The organism is Streptomyces vulcanius, assembly GCF_042653945.1.
In the GTDB taxonomy this organism is placed as follows: domain Bacteria; phylum Actinomycetota; class Actinomycetes; order Streptomycetales; family Streptomycetaceae; genus Streptomyces; species Streptomyces mangrovi.
Genome location: NZ_JBHSFK010000029.1, coordinates 47668 through 64313 on the forward strand (window position 1 = coordinate 47668; position 16646 = coordinate 64313).

Annotated in this window: 11 protein-coding genes; 6 read left to right on the plus strand and 5 right to left on the minus strand. The window is 68.6% G+C overall.

Going from position 1 to position 16646, the window contains the following annotated elements; translation table 11 throughout:
- Positions 1-785 precede the first annotated feature (785 nt).
- Together ACFPIH_RS36005 and ACFPIH_RS36010 are read right to left on the minus strand one after the other, a co-directional pair.
- Positions 786-2735 (minus strand): amylo-alpha-1,6-glucosidase, encoded by a 1950-nt coding sequence (locus ACFPIH_RS36005; protein ID WP_381181137.1) that lies wholly within the window; start codon positions 2733-2735, stop codon positions 786-788.
- Entirely contained in the window at positions 2732-4141 is a 1410-nt protein-coding gene (locus ACFPIH_RS36010; RefSeq protein WP_381181135.1) for an MGH1-like glycoside hydrolase domain-containing protein, read from the minus strand. The genes ACFPIH_RS36005 and ACFPIH_RS36010 overlap by 4 nt, the downstream gene beginning before the upstream one ends.
- A gap of 120 nt (positions 4142-4261) precedes the next feature.
- Here ACFPIH_RS36010 and ACFPIH_RS36015 point away from each other — a divergent pair, with 120 nt between their 5' ends.
- From ACFPIH_RS36015 to ACFPIH_RS36035, 5 genes are all read left to right on the plus strand, one after another.
- Positions 4262-5488, plus strand: a complete 1227-nt coding sequence (locus ACFPIH_RS36015) for an ROK family protein (RefSeq protein ID WP_381181134.1) — start codon at positions 4262-4264, stop codon at positions 5486-5488.
- A 418-nt stretch (positions 5489-5906) separates the two neighbouring features.
- Positions 5907-8627, plus strand: coding sequence for a pyruvate, phosphate dikinase (gene ppdK / locus ACFPIH_RS36020; RefSeq protein ID WP_381181132.1), 2721 nt, complete (start codon positions 5907-5909; stop codon positions 8625-8627).
- A gap of 331 nt (positions 8628-8958) precedes the next feature.
- Positions 8959-9345 (plus strand): hypothetical protein, encoded by a 387-nt coding sequence (locus ACFPIH_RS36025; RefSeq protein ID WP_381181224.1) that lies wholly within the window; start codon positions 8959-8961, stop codon positions 9343-9345.
- Positions 9346-9442: 97 nt separating this feature from the next.
- Positions 9443-10111: an ABC transporter ATP-binding protein gene (locus ACFPIH_RS36030; RefSeq protein WP_381181130.1), complete on the plus strand. Its 669-nt coding sequence runs from the start codon at positions 9443-9445 to the stop codon at positions 10109-10111.
- Positions 10108-12402: an FtsX-like permease family protein gene (locus ACFPIH_RS36035; RefSeq protein WP_381181128.1), complete on the plus strand. Its 2295-nt coding sequence runs from the start codon at positions 10108-10110 to the stop codon at positions 12400-12402. Before ACFPIH_RS36030 ends, ACFPIH_RS36035 begins: the two co-directional genes overlap by 4 nt.
- Before the next feature lie 798 nt (positions 12403-13200).
- On the opposite strand, the gene ACFPIH_RS36040 is transcribed toward ACFPIH_RS36035, so the two are convergent.
- From ACFPIH_RS36040 to ACFPIH_RS36050, 3 genes are all read right to left on the minus strand, one after another.
- On the minus strand, positions 13201-13647 hold the full coding sequence (locus tag ACFPIH_RS36040) for a TIGR03668 family PPOX class F420-dependent oxidoreductase (RefSeq protein ID WP_381181126.1): 447 nt from the start codon (positions 13645-13647) through the stop codon (positions 13201-13203).
- A 123-nt stretch (positions 13648-13770) separates the two neighbouring features.
- On the minus strand, positions 13771-14229 hold the full coding sequence (locus ACFPIH_RS36045) for an excalibur calcium-binding domain-containing protein (RefSeq protein ID WP_381181124.1): 459 nt from the start codon (positions 14227-14229) through the stop codon (positions 13771-13773).
- Between the two features lie 105 nt (positions 14230-14334).
- Positions 14335-15492, minus strand: coding sequence for an alkaline phosphatase PhoX (locus tag ACFPIH_RS36050; protein WP_381181122.1), 1158 nt, complete (start codon positions 15490-15492; stop codon positions 14335-14337).
- 168 nt (positions 15493-15660) lie between these two features.
- Here ACFPIH_RS36050 and ACFPIH_RS36055 point away from each other — a divergent pair, with 168 nt between their 5' ends.
- Entirely contained in the window at positions 15661-16626 is a 966-nt protein-coding gene (locus tag ACFPIH_RS36055; protein ID WP_381181120.1) for an oxidoreductase, read from the plus strand.
- Positions 16627-16646: the final 20 nt, after the last annotated feature.

Genomic DNA, 16646 nt, shown 5'->3' on the forward strand with positions numbered 1-16646 from the left:
TTTCCAAGACATCCGCCGCTGCTCCGGCGTCCGGCGTCTTCCCGGCGGGCACCGTTTCCCCTGCCTTCGCCGTCTCTTCGACGGTCACCGGCTCCCCTGCCTCGGCCGTGTCCCCGGCGGGCACCAATTTCCCGGCCTCCGCCGGTTCCTCGACGGCCGCCGTCTCCCCGGCGTCAGCCGGTTCCCCGGTAGCCGTCGGCTTGGATTCCGCGGCCCCCGCTGTCTCCTCCGGGTCCGTGGCAGGCGTCGTGCTGTCCTCGGGTTGGTTCGAATCTTGCCGTGGCTGGTGAGAGCGAGTGGAGACAGGCACCCGAGGGTCCTTCCGTACGAAGCCCGGTGGTTCGGTGGATCCGACGTGGGAAGTCGGATCCGCCTCAGTTTCGTACGGCCTGCCCTCGGCCCGCGTTCACCCCCCTCGGCCAGTCCTCGGCAAACACCGTGCAAATGGCACGCCAAGCGCCCCGCCGAGCATCCGCGAGGGCCCTGCCAGGCGCCTCGCCGAGTACCCACCAGGGCCCTGCCAGGCGCCCCGCGAGTACCCGCCAGGCGGCCCCGCCGAGCACCCGCCAGGCGCCTCGCCGAGTACCCACCAGGGCCCCGCCAGGCGCCCCGCGAGTACCCGCCAGGCGCCCCGCCGAGCACCCGCCAGGAACTGCCAAGCGCCTCGCCAAGCGCCCACCAGGGCCCGCCGAGCACCCGCAAAGCCCCGCCAAGCACCCCACCAAGGCCCACCATGGCCCCGCAAGGTCCCGCATGGCCCCAGCCAAGCCCCCGCCCGGGTACGGCTACCCCCCGCCCACCGCCGTGAGCAGTGCCAGCGGGGCCGCCGCCGAGCGGGACTCCCGTACGCACGCGTGCGGGTAGGGAACCGGTTCCGTGTGGGTGTCACGGCCGTAGCCCGCGAGGACTTCCGGCAGCCGGTGCCCCGTCGCGGTCGCCGCGTCGACCAGGCCGTGGGCGACGGCACGGGCCTCGTCGTGGAGGCCGTACCGGGCGAGGCCGAGCGTGATGAGCGCGTTGTCGTGGGGCCAGACCGAGCCCCGGTGGTAGGAGAGGGGGTGGTAGGCGGGCTGGCCGGAGGCGAGGGTGCGTACGCCCCAGCCCGAGAAGAAGTCCGGTTCGAGGAGACGCCGGCCGACGATCTCGCCGTACTCCTTGTCCAGCAGCCCGGACCAGAGCAGGTGGCCCGCGTCGGAGGCGAGCGCATCGACCTGCCGGCCCTCGCCGTCCAGCGCGAGAGCCGGGAAGGACCGTTCCCGCACCCAGAAGTCCCGCTGGAAGCGGTCCCGCAGATCCGCCGCCGCCTGTTCCAGGAGCGCCGCGTACGTCTCGTCCTCCCACGCCGTCCGCGCCACCCACGCCGTGCGGCGCAGCGCGTCGTACGCGTACCCCTGGGCCCCCGCCGCCATGACCGCTCCGGTGGCGCGGGTGCCGTCCGCGGAGCAGATGGCGCCGGGGGAGTCCTTCCAGTTCTGGTTGGCGAGGCCGCCCTGGTCGGCGCGGTAGACCAGGTAGCCGCGCGAGGTCAGCCCGCCGTGGTCGAGCATCCAGCCGATCGCCGCACGGGCGTTCCGCTCCAGGCGGCGGGCGAGCGCGGTGTCGCCGGTCTGTTCGACGTACGAACCGAGGAGCACGAGGAACAGCGGCGTCGCGTCGACCGAGCCGTAGTAACGCCCGTACGGGACCTGCCCGAAGTGGGCCAGCTCGCCGTGCCGCACCTCGTGGACGATCTTGCCGGGCTGGGACACCGCCCGTGGCCCGGTCTCCGTCGCCTGGGTCGCCGCGAGCGCCGGCAGCGTGGCGGCGGCGAGCTGCGGGCGGTAGGGGAGGGCGAAGAGGGAGGTGAGAAGGGCGTCGCGGCCCAGGAGTGTGAGGAACCAGGGTGCTCCGGCGGCCGGGACGCGCAGTTCCTCGCCGTCCGGGCCGGTCGCGTGGACCTGGAGCGCGGCGAGATCGGAGAGCCCTCGAACACAAGCGGATGCCAGTTCGGGCCAACCGGTCGGAAAGGCGACTCCTTGCACAAAGTCACCTTCCTGCGCAAGCAGCTTTTCGGCCATTGCCGACGGGGAGCTCGGCACCCGCAGTGCCCGCTTCTCGCCGTGCGGTCTGGCCACCACCCGCAGGATCAGTTCGGCGGAGCCGTGCGGCTCCAGCTCCAGTGCCCAGACGAGCCGCCGGGCACCGGTGCCCGTCTCCTCGACGGCGTCCGGGGCGGGCTCGGCCGTGACGGACGTACAGGATTTCCACTCGCCGCGGTGGTACGTGAACTCCACGCCGTCGTCCATGACCTGGCGGCGGCGGACGGCGCCGGTCTTGGCGTACGTACGGTGGTCGGAGCGGAGCTCGAACTGGTCGGTGAAGTCCGCGTCGACGGTGAGCGCGAGCCGGACGGTCGTCGCCACCGGACGGTTGCTGACCACCCGCAGCGACTCCACGAACGAGCTGTCCCCGACGGCCTGTTCACGGAAGAGCGTGCAGGACGGCGGCTCGTTGCGCCCGCCGCGCGGGACGAGCACGCAGCGCGCGGTGTCCCCGTCCGCGACCGGCGCGAGCGTCTCCGGCACGGCGCCGTCGACCGTCAGCTGCCAGCGGCTGAGGTGCCGGGCGTCCCGTACGAACAACCCCTCCGGAGCGGAAGAGGAGCCGACGGCACCCCGTACGCCACTGATGTCCCCGCGGTCGCCGACGGCGGCGAACGTACCGCCGTACACGAGCAGATGATGCCGGTCCGTCATCCCAGGTCCCCTCCCTTGATACCCGTGCCTGAAGTGGTGGTGCCGTGCAGCAGGTCGAGCGTGAGCGCGGCGGTCCAGCTGAAGCCGGTCGCGCCGCAGGCCTCGCCGGTGTACGGGTCGACGTACTCCGCGAAGTCCGAGGTGAGCGCGGTGTCCAGGGCGGCCTCGCGCAGCGCCTGCGCCTCGGCCGGGCGGCCGTGCAGCCGCAGACCGCGCTCCAGCAGCCAGGCGGTGTTGAACCAGGCCGGGCCGCGCCAGTAGCGGTGCGGGTCGAAGGCCTCGCCGAGCAGGTCGTAGCTGGGGACGAGACGGGTGGCCGTACCGACACCGAAGTGCGGGCCGCGCAGGGTCGAGACGAGAGCGGCGACCACTTCGCGCGGCAGGCCGGGGAGGAGAAGAGGGACGAGCCCGGAGACCCCGCGCTCACGGATCAGCCCGTCACCCTCCATGTCCCTTACGTCCCGGCAGAAGAACATGCCCTCCGCCGGGTCGTACAGGCGGTCCACCAGCGCCGCCGTCAGTCGCTCCGCGCGCGCGTGGCGGGCCGTCGCCGTCGCTCCCAGTTCGTGCGCGATGTGCGCGAGGGCGTGTTCGGAGGCGATGAGCAGGGCGTTGAACGCGGGGTCCTCGACGGCGAACTCGCCGCCTCCGTCGGCGTACCCGGCATCCCGGTAGTCCGTGGCCAGACGGACGTAACGGCCGTAGTCGAGATCCGTCGGACGGTCCTCGGGCGCGCCGTGGGCGAGGTCGGCGCGGCGGAAGGAGCGGGCTGGGGCGGGGGCGACCCGGGCCAGCGGGGCGTCCCAGGACGGGGCGTTGTCCATGCCCTGCTCCCACGGATGGACCACCGACACCAGCCCGCCGCCGCCCAGGTCCCGGCGGTGCAGCAGATAGCGGTGCCAGGCGGCCAGCCGCGGGTAGACCCGGGCCAGGAAGCCGCGGGCCCGTGAGAGCCCCGGGTCGGCGCGGTGCACCAGCCAGGCCGCGAGCGCGTGCACCGGTGGCTGCACGATGCCCGAGGTCTGTACGGTGCGCGGGGCGCCCGCAGCGCGCCCCGCGGTCGAGGAGCGCCAGAAGTCGGGGCTCGGGAAGTACGCGTCGAGGGGCACGGAGGGGTTGAAGACGATGTGCGGGATGCGTCCGTCACCCCACTGGGCGTCGAGCAGCGTCGCCAGCTCGGTCTGGGCCCGCAGCGGCGAGACGTGCCTGAGGCCGATCGCGATGAACGCGGAGTCCCAGGACCACTGGTGCGGGTACAGCCGGTGCGAGGGGACCGTCGAGGTTCCGGTCCAGTTGCCCTCCAGCACGGCTGTCGCCCTGAGGTGCAGGGAACCCGGCGGTGCCGCCGGATCGTATGCAACGGAGTACTCCGCCGGGCGGGCGATGAGCTGGGCAGTGCGATCCACTCGGGGCTCCCCGAAGACGACAAGGCCACCAGGTTCGGCAGTGGCTACCGTAGGGTTACGTCTATTTAACACGCAAAACTCAATATGTAATGCAGGCTTGGGAAACACAAGGGGGTGCGCATGACTGGCATCGGACGTCCGGGGCGGACCGGCAGGGCGAGCGGTCAGGCCAGCGCCGGAGACCTGCTGGAGTTGGTGCGCAGCGGACGGGCGACGACCCGCGGCGCGCTCCAGCAGGCGACCGGGCTCTCCCGTGCCACAGTCGGCCAGCGCCTGGACCGGCTGTTCCGCGCGGGCTGGCTGCGCGAGGGCGCCGGCGGCCCGGTCGGCTCGCCGCTCGGCGGCCGTCCCTCGATCAAACTGGAGTTCGACGACGCACACGCGGTGGTGCTCTCGGCGGACCTGGACACCCGGCATGCGCGGGCCGCCGTCCTGTCCCTGACCGGCGAGCTGCTCGCCGAGCACGGCGGCACCCTGGTCATCGAGGACGGCCCGGACGCCGTCCTCGGCGAACTCGGCGGCTGGTTCGCGGAGTTGCTGGAGAAGGCGGGCCATGGGCCGGACGAGGTCTGCGGCATCGGGCTCGCCGTCCCCGGCCCGGTGGACAGGGAGAGCGGCAAGGTCGTCCAGCCGCCGATCATGCCGGGCTGGGACGGCTACGACATAAGAGGCCGCCTGTCGAGAGCGTTCACCGAGCGTTCCGGGGCGCCCGCCGTCCCCGTGCTCGTGGACAACGACGCGAACCTCATGGCGTACGGCGAACAGCGCACCGGTTACCTGGACTGCTCGGCGTTCGTGCTGGTCAAGGTGTCGACGGGGATAGGCGCGGGGGTCGTGGTCGACGGCTCGGTCTTCCGTGGGATCGACGGCGGGGCCGGGGACATCGGCCACATCAGGGTGGGTGCGGAGGCGCTGTGCCGCTGTGGGTCGTACGGCTGTCTCGCGGCCGTCGCCAGCGGGGGCGCGGTGGCCCGGAAGCTTGCGGAGGCGGGGATTCCGGCGGCGTCGGGCTCGGACGTACGGGATCTGCTGGCCGCCGGGCACCCGGAGGCGGCGGCGCTGGCGCGGGAGGCGGGGCGCCAGGTCGGGGACGTACTCGCGACGGTCGTCACTCTGCTCAACCCGGGCGTGCTGATGATCGCCGGAGATCTGGCCGGCACCCCCTTCCTCACGGGCGTGCGGGAACTGCTCTACCAGCGGGCGCTGCCACGCTCCACGGCCCATCTGGACGTGGTGACCTCGCGGCTGGGGGAGCGGGCTGGGCTGGTCGGGGCCGGTGCGATGGTCGTGGAGCATCTGTACGCGCCGGAGCGGGTGGAGGAGCGGTTGCTGGCGCTGGGGGTGTGAGCGACCTTGTAAGGGAGGTGTTTCTCGCCTGTGTCGCGTCCGCATGGTGAAATCCGACGGCTTCGAGCGGCGTGATTCTCGCCACCCCTGAGGGGGGTAATGCTCAGATGAGCGGATCTTCGATCGAATGCACTTCTCCAAAGGGTGGCACTGGGTGCCACCCCCTGATCGTTCATCGATCGAAATCAGACGTGGCGCTCTACGCTCATATGAGCGATGATGGGGTGGGGTGAGAGACGGATGCGTTCAAGAAGTGAAAACATCAGCGGCTGTGCGCTTGCCAACCTTTGACTTTCGATCCGCTGGCGGACGACTGGTTACAAGCACATGACGCAGGAGTAGACGTACCCAGACGCCTTTGATCTGGGTATGTTCCTCGACGTCAGGGCAGCCACCGCGTCCTCGAGGAGTCGAGACCGTGTCGGAAAACAAAGATTCCCACGTAGCGAAGTTCGTTTACGACTTCACCGAGGGCAACAAGGACCTCAAGGACCTCCTGGGTGGCAAGGGCGCGAACCTCGCCGAGATGACCAACCTGGGTCTGCCGGTTCCGCCGGGCTTCACGATCACCACCGAGGCCTGCAAGGTCTACCTCGACAGTGGCGAGGAGCCGGTGGCACTGCGTGACGAGGTGAGTGCGCACCTCGACGCGCTGGAGGCCCGGATGGGCAAGAAGCTCGGCCAGCCGGACAACCCTCTCCTGGTCTCCGTCCGCTCGGGCGCGAAGTTCTCCATGCCGGGAATGATGGACACGGTCCTGAACATCGGGCTGTCGGACAAGTCGGTCCAGGGCCTGGCCGCCCAGGCCGGCGACGACCGCTTCGCCTGGGACTCCTACCGCCGCCTCATCCAGATGTTCGGCAAGACGGTCCTGGGCGTGGACGGCGAGCTCTTCGAGGACGCCCTCGAATCGGCGAAGACGGCGAAGAAGGTCACCGTCGACACCGAGCTGGAGGCGGCGGACCTGAAGAAGCTGGTCACCCGCTTCAAGAAGATCGTCAAGACCGAGGCCGGCCGCGACTTCCCGCAGGACCCGCGCGAGCAGATGGACCTCGCCATCAAGGCGGTCTTCGAGTCCTGGAACACCGACCGCGCCAAGCTGTACCGCCGCCAGGAGCGCATCCCGGGCGACCTGGGCACGGCGGTCAACGTCTGCTCGATGGTCTTCGGCAACCTGGGCCCCGACTCCGGCACGGGCGTCGCCTTCACCCGCGACCCCGCCTCCGGCCACCAGGGCGTCTACGGCGACTACCTCCAGAACGCCCAGGGCGAGGACGTCGTCGCCGGCATCCGCAACACCGTCCCCCTGGCCGAACTGGGACAGATCGACAAGAACTCGTACGACCAGCTCCTCGCCATCATGGAGACGCTGGAGAACCACTACAAGGACCTCTGCGACATCGAGTTCACCATCGAGCGCGGCCAGCTGTGGATGCTCCAGACCCGGGTGGGGAAGAGGACCGCGGGCGCGGCCTTCCGCATCGCTACGCAGCTGGTGGACCAGGGCCTGATCGACGAGACGGAGGCGCTGCAGCGCGTGACGGGCGCCCAGCTCGCCCAGCTGATGTTCCCCCGCTTCGACGAGCACGCGAAGGTGGAGAAGGTCGGCCGGGGCATCGCGGCCTCGCCGGGCGCGGCGGTGGGCAAGGCGGTCTTCGACTCCTACACGGCGGTGAAGTGGTCCCGCTCGGGCGAGAAGGTGATCCTGGTTCGCCGCGAGACCAACCCCGACGACCTGGACGGCATGATCGCGGCGGAGGGCATCCTCACCTCGCGCGGCGGCAAGACCTCCCACGCGGCGGTGGTGGCCCGCGGGATGGGCAAGACGTGTGTGTGCGGCGCGGAGGAGCTGGAGGTCGACACGAAGCGCCGGAGGATGACGGTCCCCGGCGGCCACGTGGTGGAGGAAGGCGACGTGATCTCCATCGACGGCTCGTCGGGGAAGGTGTACCTGGGCGAGGTCCCGGTCGTCCCGTCCCCCGTGGTGGAGTACTTCGAGGGCCGGATGCACGCGGGCGCCGACGACGCGGACGAGCTGGTGGAGGCCGTCCACCGCATCATGGCCTTCGCGGACCGCAAGCGCCGGCTGCGGGTCCGCGCGAACGCCGACAACGCGGAGGACGCGCTGCGCGCCCGCCGCTTCGGGGCGCAGGGCATCGGCCTCTGCCGCACGGAGCACATGTTCCTGGGCGACCGCCGTGAGCTGGTCGAACGCCTGATCCTGGCGGACACGGACGAGGAGCGCGAGGAGTCCCTCAAGCAACTCCTGCCCCTGCAGAAGAAGGACTTCGTCGAACTCTTCGAGGCGATGGACGGCCTCCCGGTGACGGTCCGTCTCCTGGACCCCCCGCTCCACGAGTTCCTCCCCGACATCACGGAGCTGTCGGTGCGCGTAGCCCTGGCGGAGGCCCGAAAAGACCCGCACGAGAACGAACTGCGCCTGCTCCAGGCGGTCCACCGCCTGCACGAGCAGAACCCGATGCTGGGCCTGCGGGGCGTACGCCTGGGCCTGGTCATCCCCGGTCTCTTCACGATGCAGGTCCGAGCGATCGCGGAGGCCGCGGCGGAACGCAAGAATGCCAAGGGCGACCCGCGCGCGGAGATCATGATCCCGCTGGTCGGCACGGTCCAGGAACTGGAGATCGTGCGGGAGGAGGCCGACGAGGTCATCGCGGAGGTCGAGGCGGCGACGGGCGTCGCCCTGAAGCTCTCGATCGGCACGATGATCGAACTCCCGCGAGCCGCTCTCACCGCAGGTCAGATCGCCGAGGCGGCGGAGTTCTTCAGCTTCGGCACGAATGACCTGACCCAGACTGTGTGGGGCTTCAGCCGCGACGACGTGGAGGCGTCCTTCTTCACGGCGTACCTGGAGAAGGGGATCTTCGGGGTCTCCCCCTTCGAGACGATCGACCGGGACGGCGTCGGCTCCCTGGTGAAGTCGGCGGCGGAGGCGGGCCGCCGCACCCGCCCCGACCTGAAACTCGGCGTCTGCGGCGAACACGGCGGCGACCCGGAGTCCGTCCACTTCTTCCACGAGGTGGGCCTGGACTACGTCTCCTGCTCCCCCTTCCGGATTCCGGTGGCCCGCCTGGAGGCGGGACGGGCGGCAACACAGTCGACGGGCAGCGACCACCGCTGATCCCCTGCGGGCCCCTGCGGGCCCCTGCGGGCCCCTGCGGGCCCCTGCGGGCCCCTGCGGGGCAACAGACCCCGGAGCCGCCACCGGTCCCCGACCCTCACCGATCGGCGACGGTTCCGGCGCGCAAGAGGAGGGCGACACCCTGTGCGGGGGTGTCGCCCTCTTGTGCTTTCTGGTCGCGCTTGGCTGGAAGTCGATCACCTGATGTGGTGGCTACCCAGTGACTGAAGGTTTCAGCACGTTACCGTAGCGCTACTTTCTGTATCTAGCGGCCCTCGAAGGGGTCGCTGGGTTCTCAGAAAGGTGAAGTATGCGGAGGGCATTGGCCGGCGTGTTGGCGGCGGCGGCGTTTCTCGGGGGCGCGGGGACGGCCGTGGGCGAGGCGGCCTGGCGCGACCTGCCGGTGATGAACTCGTCAGGCGTTCGATTCCAGGAGGGTGAGTACCGATTCAATCCTCCACAGCAGAACCACGGTGCTTTCGAATGGAAAGGTGAGCTGAAAGACGCCAATCCGGAAGACGGTCACAACGTGTACATGCTGGTCCGGGTCGAGAGCCACGACTGGGTGCGTTACAACGGCAAGCAGCGGAAGACCGTCACCCTGCACCATTCGAATTGGGACGGCGCCCAGCGTTACACCGATGATGCGGAGATCAAGGCATGCCGTGACCGCGGAAGCCTCCATCCGGACAACTGTTCGCGCTCCAAGAAGTATTAGAGCGGCCGCCAGGAGTCTTCCCAGTAACGAGCCCAGATGTTCGCATCTGGGCTCCCTCTCGTCATAGGGGAAAACAATCATCAATACGTCAGAAGTCTTGTCTGCCAAGGGCGTCGACCTCCTCTACGGCGAGACGCTTGCCGTCAGGGACGCTGCGATCAGCCTGCATCGTGGCGAAGTCGCGGCAATCACCGGGCAAAGCGGATCCGGAAAGTCCTCGTTGTTGTACTGCCTTGCCGGGGTCCTGCCCGTTGCTCGGGGTGAGATCCGCTTCGAAGGATGCCTACTCGGCGAACTTGAAGACGAGGAACTCAGCGCGCTTCGCCGTGAGCGCTTCGGATTCGTCTTCCAGTACGGCGAACTGCTCCCAGAATTGACCGTGGAGGAGAACACCGCCCTGCCGCTGCGCCTTGCCGGGCAGCGCAAGGCGGAGGCGCTGACCGCAGCAGGGGAGGTTCTGGGCAGGCTCGGGCTCACGGAACTGCGACAGCGGCGACCTTCGCAGGTGTCCGGAGGACAAAGCCAACGCGTCGCGGTTGCTCGGGCGTTGGTACATCGACCGGCAGTGGTGTTCGCTGACGAGCCGACGGGATCGCTCGACAGCGCCAACGCCACTGCAGTACTGGAGGAGTTCCTGTCTCTCGCGCGTTCCCAGGGGACGGCCGTGCTGCTTGTTACGCACGATTCCCAAGTTGCCTCCCGGGCTGACAGCCAGTACACAATGCGCGACGGTGTCCTCTCGGTCTTGGCCCGGGATGCGAAATGAAGGAACTCTCTCTGGGGCTCCGACTGTTGCTGAGCAGCGGTCGGGGAAACCGCCTGCGGTTCCTTCTCATGGCCGGCGGCAGCGCCGTTGGTGTCTGCTGCCTGGCCATGGTGCTCGCCATTCCCGGAATTCTCGCGGCGCAGGACGGGCGCAAGGCGGCGCGTGAAGGGGAATGCCGCCGCGACGGCCGGGGGATCTGTGTTGAGGCCGGCAAGGCTCCTCTTGAGCTGGCCTTGACGGATCCGTTTGGCTCCCGGCCCATGATCCGCGTCTTCCACGCGCCGGGAACCATCGCCATTGCCCCGCCACCGGGCCTTGGCAAGCTGCCCTCTCCTGGCGAGGTGTTTGTGTCGCCACGGCTGCACGAGGAACTCAGGAAGGATCCCGGCCTTGAGCAGCTTGTGCCGGGGCGGGAAATGGGGCTCATCGGCGCTCACGGGCTAGCCCATCCTGACGAGCTGTACGCGTACATCGGTGTCGGCAGGGACCAGTTGAAGGACGGTGAACCTGTGACCTCGTACGGGCAGCCGTATACAAGCGATGAAACCGTCGAGCCCTCGACGCTGGAGATCGTGCGGTTCACGCTCGCAGGTGTGGTGCTGCTCCCGTTGGCCGGCTACCTGTCCGTGTGCGCGCGGTTGTCGGCTGCGGCGAGGGCTCGTCGGCTTGCCGCCCTGCGGCTGGTCGGCTTGAGTAAGAAGGGCGTTCAGCGTGTCAATGCGGCTGAGACGGTTGCCGCGGCACTACTCGGTGCGGTAATCGGCCTGGGCGTATTTGCGGTAGCTAATCAAATGATCTCCCGCGTCGGTCTGCCCGGCTTCCGCTGGTATCCCTCCGACGGATCACTGTCCTTGTCCACCAATCTCGTTTGCCTGCTCGGCTGCCCGGCACTCGCTTGGTTCGCTGGAGCGGCCGGAGCCAGGAAGGCTGCGACGAATCCTCTCGCCGTACGGCGCAGTGCGGTTGAGAAACCACCTGGCAAATGGGGGCTGCTGCCACTCGTTCCCGGACTGGGCATCGTCACTGGGTATTGCGTGGTCGGTGGGACTGGGCAGGCGCCGCGGGACACCTCGCTCGCATCAATTCTTATGCCGCTGGCGGTCGTCCTGGTTGGTTCCGGGCTCGTCCTGTCGCTTCCCGTTCTTTCGCGGGGGCTGGCACGGACAGTGGCACGCACTAGTCGTTCCCTGCCCCTCAGTCTGGCTATGCGGCGCAACGAAGTGGATCCGGGCGGTGCCCTCAGAGTCGCGAGCGGTCTGGTGTTGCTGGTCTATGCGGCCTCGCTCGTGCAAGGAGTGCTCATCGAGTTGGACCAGGTTTCCAGGTACACCTCACCTGTCCAGTCGTACAGAATCTCCCTAAACGGCGTCACCCTAGAGCGACAGCGGGATTTCGAGACGATCAATGGCATTCGTGGGCATGGTGTGATGGCGACGTCGTGGACCGATCGTGAAGCTGAATTCCCGCCATCGATCAATGCTGTGATTGCGACATGCAGTCAACTGCGCGGGATGGTACCTAAAATGGGGAGCTGCTCGGAGGGGCGGCCCTTCCGCGTGATGAACCCTCAAGATACTTACGACGAGGACAGCAAACCCGGTGCAAGCTTTCCGTTCCACCTCAGGAATGAGAAGGGCGAGCGGCGCGTGATGACTCTACGCGTTCCGAAGCTGAGTGCTATCTATCATGATGAATCAGGTATCTCGGCGCTGAGCAGCGGTGACGTGGTAGTCCCGCCGTCTTTCCTGCCCGACGGCTTCCGACCCGAGTTGGCGACCCTCACTCTGGTCAGCAGCTCGGTACCGGAGACCGTCCGTGCTGTCCTCGACGACATCGGCGGAGTCGATCCGACTGCCGATGTGGCTACTCCCGGTGTGGTCGTCACCGCGCTCCAGCAGATCACCGTGGTCAAGACGATCCTCGCCATGGGGATGGTCCTAGGACTCATCATTGGCGTGGCCGCCTACTTGGTGGCCGCCACCGACCGCGCAGTCGAACGCAGACCGCAGGTCACCGCGCTGTCCCTGCTCGGGGCGCGGCCCCGTACATTGCGGGCTGTGCAGGTAGCGCAGGTTGTGCTGCCCCTGGCCGTAGGCCTGATGCTGGCCGTTGTCACAGGAAAGGCAGCCGAGTCCAGCTATCTCGTTACCGGAGGCGGGGAGATCTTCTGGGACGGAGCCGGCGTGCCGTTGCTGCTGACTTCCGCCCTCGGTGTCGTTGTGGTTGCTGCTCTCGGATCCCTTCCGCTGATCGGGCGACGGATCGATCCGGAGCTGATTCGGCGCGACTGATCGTGTGCGGATTGGAAGGGGCGGTTACCCGTAGGGGTACCGCCCCTTCTGTGTAGTTGAACGCGGGTGCTGCTGGTGGGGAGCTGCGATGATGAGGTGCTCCTCACATCGAGCGCGTAACAGGGATCGAACCCAGAACAGGGTAGAAGCAAGGATCGAGGCCTGCTGCCGTGCGGCGTCGTGAACTGGGCGAGCGGTCGATGGGCGCGAGTGCGGGAACGTCGAACTCGACCCACACCTTCTTGCCGCAATGGGTTGGTTCCCAACCGTGTCTTGAAGAGAGGGCCGTCACGAGGATCGGGGCTCAGGTCGTGGACAGAGAGGAGTACGCGGCCCTCAGTGTCGCCGCGATCGTCGTAGGAGACTCCGAGGATGACGAGGATGCTTTCCGTGTGAACCACGGCGTTGGTGACCAGTTCGGAAGTGACGAGTCGGATGGCGTCCGCAGTCTCGTCTGCCAGCCGTACTCTCCAGGTGTGCAACTGGGTTGTCACACGCTCACGGGCAAAGACGACGGCCGAAGGGACACCGGGCACGGTGGATCATCCGCATTCACCCGTGGACGGAGTGGGTTCGAGGCTGGGCGTGGACCCACTCTCGTTCGGTTGGTCGGCGCGCGGGTTGACAGATAGCAGCCCCTCGAACAGGAGCCGTGTCCATCTGCTTACTGGGCTCCTGCCTCAAGGCCAGGAGACTTCTGATTCCTTTGAGAGCGCTTGATAGGAAGCACCTGCCGCCTCTACCGCAGTCAGCCGCATTTCCCGGGGCGCACGGAACACGCAGTGTCCGGCATGTACGTCACCTCGGGCTCGGCATGTCCTCGCAAGGCGATACGAAGGCCCAGCCACTCCACTGATCGACCCGAATGGCCACTACAGGGCCTTGCGGAGGGGAGTCCTCGTACTGGTTGTATTTGCCGCACAGTAGGGCAACGGCACAGCTTCGCTCCTGATCGTCCTCCAGCACTTCCCCGCGGCCGTCGGCGCGAGCCCACCACAGCGTTGACCAGTCCTCGGCGTAGTGGTCGACCAAGATTGTCACGGACGGGTTCTCGCGGATGTTGCGCAACCTCCGTAGATCCCAGGTGCTCTTGGGCTTGTGATCCACCGCGAAGTACACGACGTCGTTCAGTACGGCGAACGTCACCGGAATCGCGTGCGGAACCCCGTCGGTGTCCGCTGTCGCCAGCCTCGCGATGGGAGACGACGTGAAGCGTTCCCTTGCGGTGTGAGGCGAAAGCTTCATAGCTCTACCGTAGCGATCTCGGGCACAGGTGCTCCGGCATTCGCTGCTGAGACCGCCCGGCATCGCGGATGAGTCGTCAACGTGCGCATCCGCGAGGAGAGTAAACGGTTCGACTCCTCGTAGTCACTCGCAGCCGACGCCGTCCCCGTCGCGGTCGAGGTGGCGGCCGTAGCTGGGGTCGCCTGCGTGGACGGGGGCGGCGCCGGCGGCGCGGGCGGCGGTGCAGTTGTCGTAGTAGACGTCTGCGTTTGCGGAGTCGTCCGAGGTGTCGTCGGAGGTGTCTTCGGACTTGCTGTCCGTGTTGGCCTTTGCGGGGGCAGTGACCGTTCTCGTGACCTTCACCGTTTCCGTGGCTGTCACGGTGGTCGCCGGTTCCGGGGTGGGGGTCTCGGTGGTTGTTGCCGTTGTGGTCACGGTGACTGTCGGGCGGGGCTTTGTGGCGGTTGGTTCGGTCTTGGGGTCGTTGCCGCTGCCGATGGTTACACCGGTGAACAGGGACAGGGCGAGGGCGGGGAGGACGTACCGCTTCCGGGCCCAGCGGGGTGTGCGTGGGCCCGGAGCGGTGGCGTACGGGTTGGTCATGGTCGTCCCCCGGAGGTGCTTGTGCGTGTTTGTGTGCGGGGGATGAGGTTATGGGTGGCTTGGGGGAGGTGGGAGGAGAAGTGGCTTTTCTGTGACCCTTGTGTGTTACGACCGGAACGGGCCGCGCACCTCGTAGGTGATCCCGCCCGACGAACTGCCGCTAGTGCCGCGCTGGCTGGAGAAGTACAGGCGGGTGCCGTCGGGGGAGAAGGCCGGGCCCGTGATCTCCGAGGCGGACTGGCCGTCGATGCGGAGGAAGGGGGTGACGATGTCGTCAGGGGTGATCAGGCAGATCTCCATGCTGCCGCCGTCCTCGGCTACGAACAGGTCGCCGGAGGAGGAGCCCGTGACGTTGTCGACGCCGGTGAGCGGGGCCGTGCCGGATGTCACGAGGGAGTCGTCGTAGGCGAGTTCGATCGTCTGGGCGGAGGCGTTGTACTGCCAGACGCGGTTGTCGCCCTTCGTGGTGAACCAGCAGGTGTCGTTCGCGTAGTAGCAGCCTTCGCCGCCGTTGAAGTGCTTGGCGCCGGAGACCTGGTTGCGGGTGGCGGAGGCGCCGGTGGGGTCGGGGACCCTGGACCAGGTGACCGGGCCGCTCGTGGCCGTGCCGGCCACCAGGACCTCCAGGGTGCCGGCGGACAGGTCGCCCCAGGTCGTCGGGCGGAAACGGTAGAAGCAGCCGTTCGTCTCGTCCTCCGTCAGGTAGATCACCTGGCGGACCGGGTCGGCGGCTGCCGCCTCGTGCTTGAAGCGGCCCATCGCGTCGCGGCGGATCGCGGACTGCGTGCCCCAGGGGTCCGTCTCGTAGACGTAGCCGCGGTCCACCTCCTCGCAGGACAGCCAGGTGTTCCACGGGGTCTTGCCGCCGGCGCAGTTCTGGCGGGTCGAGGACAGGATGCGGTACGCCCCTGTGATCGCGCCCGTCGCCGAGAACTTCACCGCGCTCGCGCCGCCCGACGGGTTGATCTCCGAGTTGGAGACGTAGATCCAGCCCGTGCCGTCCGCGTAACAGGCGCCGCCGTCGGGGGCGTTGTGCCAGGTGTACGACGTTCCGGAGAGCGTCTGGCCCGAGCGGGCGAGGATCCGGCTGGTGAAGCCGGTGGGGAGGCGGATGCCGTTGGCGTCCGCGGCGCCGAGTGCCCCGTAGGGGCCGGTGCCGGGCTGGGCGGGGGCGGCGTAGGCGGCGCCACGCCAGAGGGTTCCGCCGAGTACGGCGGAGGAGCCGCCGATCGCGGCCGCGCGCAGGAAGGTACGACGTTCCACGCTCACTCCAGTCGTCAGAGTCGTCAGAGTCGTGCGAGTCGTTTGGTCGGTGACGTTAGAGGCGCAGGGTAGCTGTGTCGTGGACATGTCGTAACGGGGAGATGCGGGGTGCGTGGCCGGAAGCGCCGTAGGCTTCGCGTCCAGGGGGCGACGGAAGGGGTACCGTCCATGTCCGGCTGGAGCGCGCACGACATTCCCGACCAGAGCGGCCGGGTCGCCGTCGTCACCGGGGCCAACAGCGGTCTCGGGTACGTCGCCGCCCGCGAACTCGCCCGCAGGGGCGCCCGGGTGGTGCTCGCCTGTCGGAGCGAGGCGCGCGGACGTGCCGCCGTCGAGCGGCTGCGCGGCGAAGTGCCGGGCGCCGACGCCGAGTTCGGGCGGCTGGACCTCGGTGATCTCGCCTCCGTACGGGAGTTCGGGACGTCGTACGAAGGGCGGCTCGACCTGCTTCTCAACAACGCCGGTGTGATGGCGCTGCCGTACGGCACCACGGCCGACGGCTTCGAGACGCAGTTCGGCGTGAACCACCTCGGACACTTCGCGCTCACCGGGTTGCTGCTGCCCGCGCTGCTGGGCACACCGGGCGGAGGTGCGGGCCCCGCTCGGATCGTCACCGTCTCCAGCATGGCCCATCTGCTCGGCAGCATCGACCTGGGAGATCTCGGAGATCTGGGAGACCTTGCATCCGGGAACTCCGGGCGCCGGTACCGCCGTTGGGTCGCTTACGGCCGGTCCAAGAGCGCCAATCTGCTGTTCACGCACGAACTCGCGCACCGTCTCGCGGCGCACGGGTCCGGTGTCGTGGCGGCGTCGGCGCACCCGGGGTACGCGGCGACGAACCTCCAGACCGCCGGACCGCGCGCGGAGGGGCGGCGGGTCGCCGAACGGCTGATGGAACTCGGCAACCGGGTGGTCGCCCAGTCCGCCGAGGCCGGCGCGTTGCCCGCCCTCTACGCGGCGACCGCGCCCGGCGTCCGGCCGGACTCCTTCACCGGGCCGTCGTTCGCGATGTGGCGAGGGGCGCCCGCGCCGTCACGGCGGGCGCCCTGGACCACCGACGACGCGGTGGCGCGACGGCTGTGGGCCGTCTCCGAGGAACTGACCGGGGTGTCCTACGACGACCTCAAGTCCTGACCTGGACTTTCGCGGCGTTG

Bases quoted from the DNA above. Each gene is read 5' to 3' on its own strand.
- ACFPIH_RS36005 (WP_381181137.1), bottom strand. From the start codon at position 2,735: ATGACGGACCGGCATCATCTGCTCGTGTACGGCGGTACGTTCGCCGCC.
- ACFPIH_RS36015 (WP_381181134.1), top strand. From the start codon at position 4,262: ATGACTGGCATCGGACGTCCGGGGCGGACCGGCAGGGCGAGCGGTCAG.
- ACFPIH_RS36035 (WP_381181128.1), top strand. From the start codon at position 10,108: ATGAAGGAACTCTCTCTGGGGCTCCGACTGTTGCTGAGCAGCGGTCGG.
- ACFPIH_RS36040 (WP_381181126.1), bottom strand. From the start codon at position 13,647: ATGAAGCTTTCGCCTCACACCGCAAGGGAACGCTTCACGTCGTCTCCC.
- ACFPIH_RS36045 (WP_381181124.1), bottom strand. From the start codon at position 14,229: ATGACCAACCCGTACGCCACCGCTCCGGGCCCACGCACACCCCGCTGG.
- ACFPIH_RS36055 (WP_381181120.1), top strand. From the start codon at position 15,661: ATGTCCGGCTGGAGCGCGCACGACATTCCCGACCAGAGCGGCCGGGTC.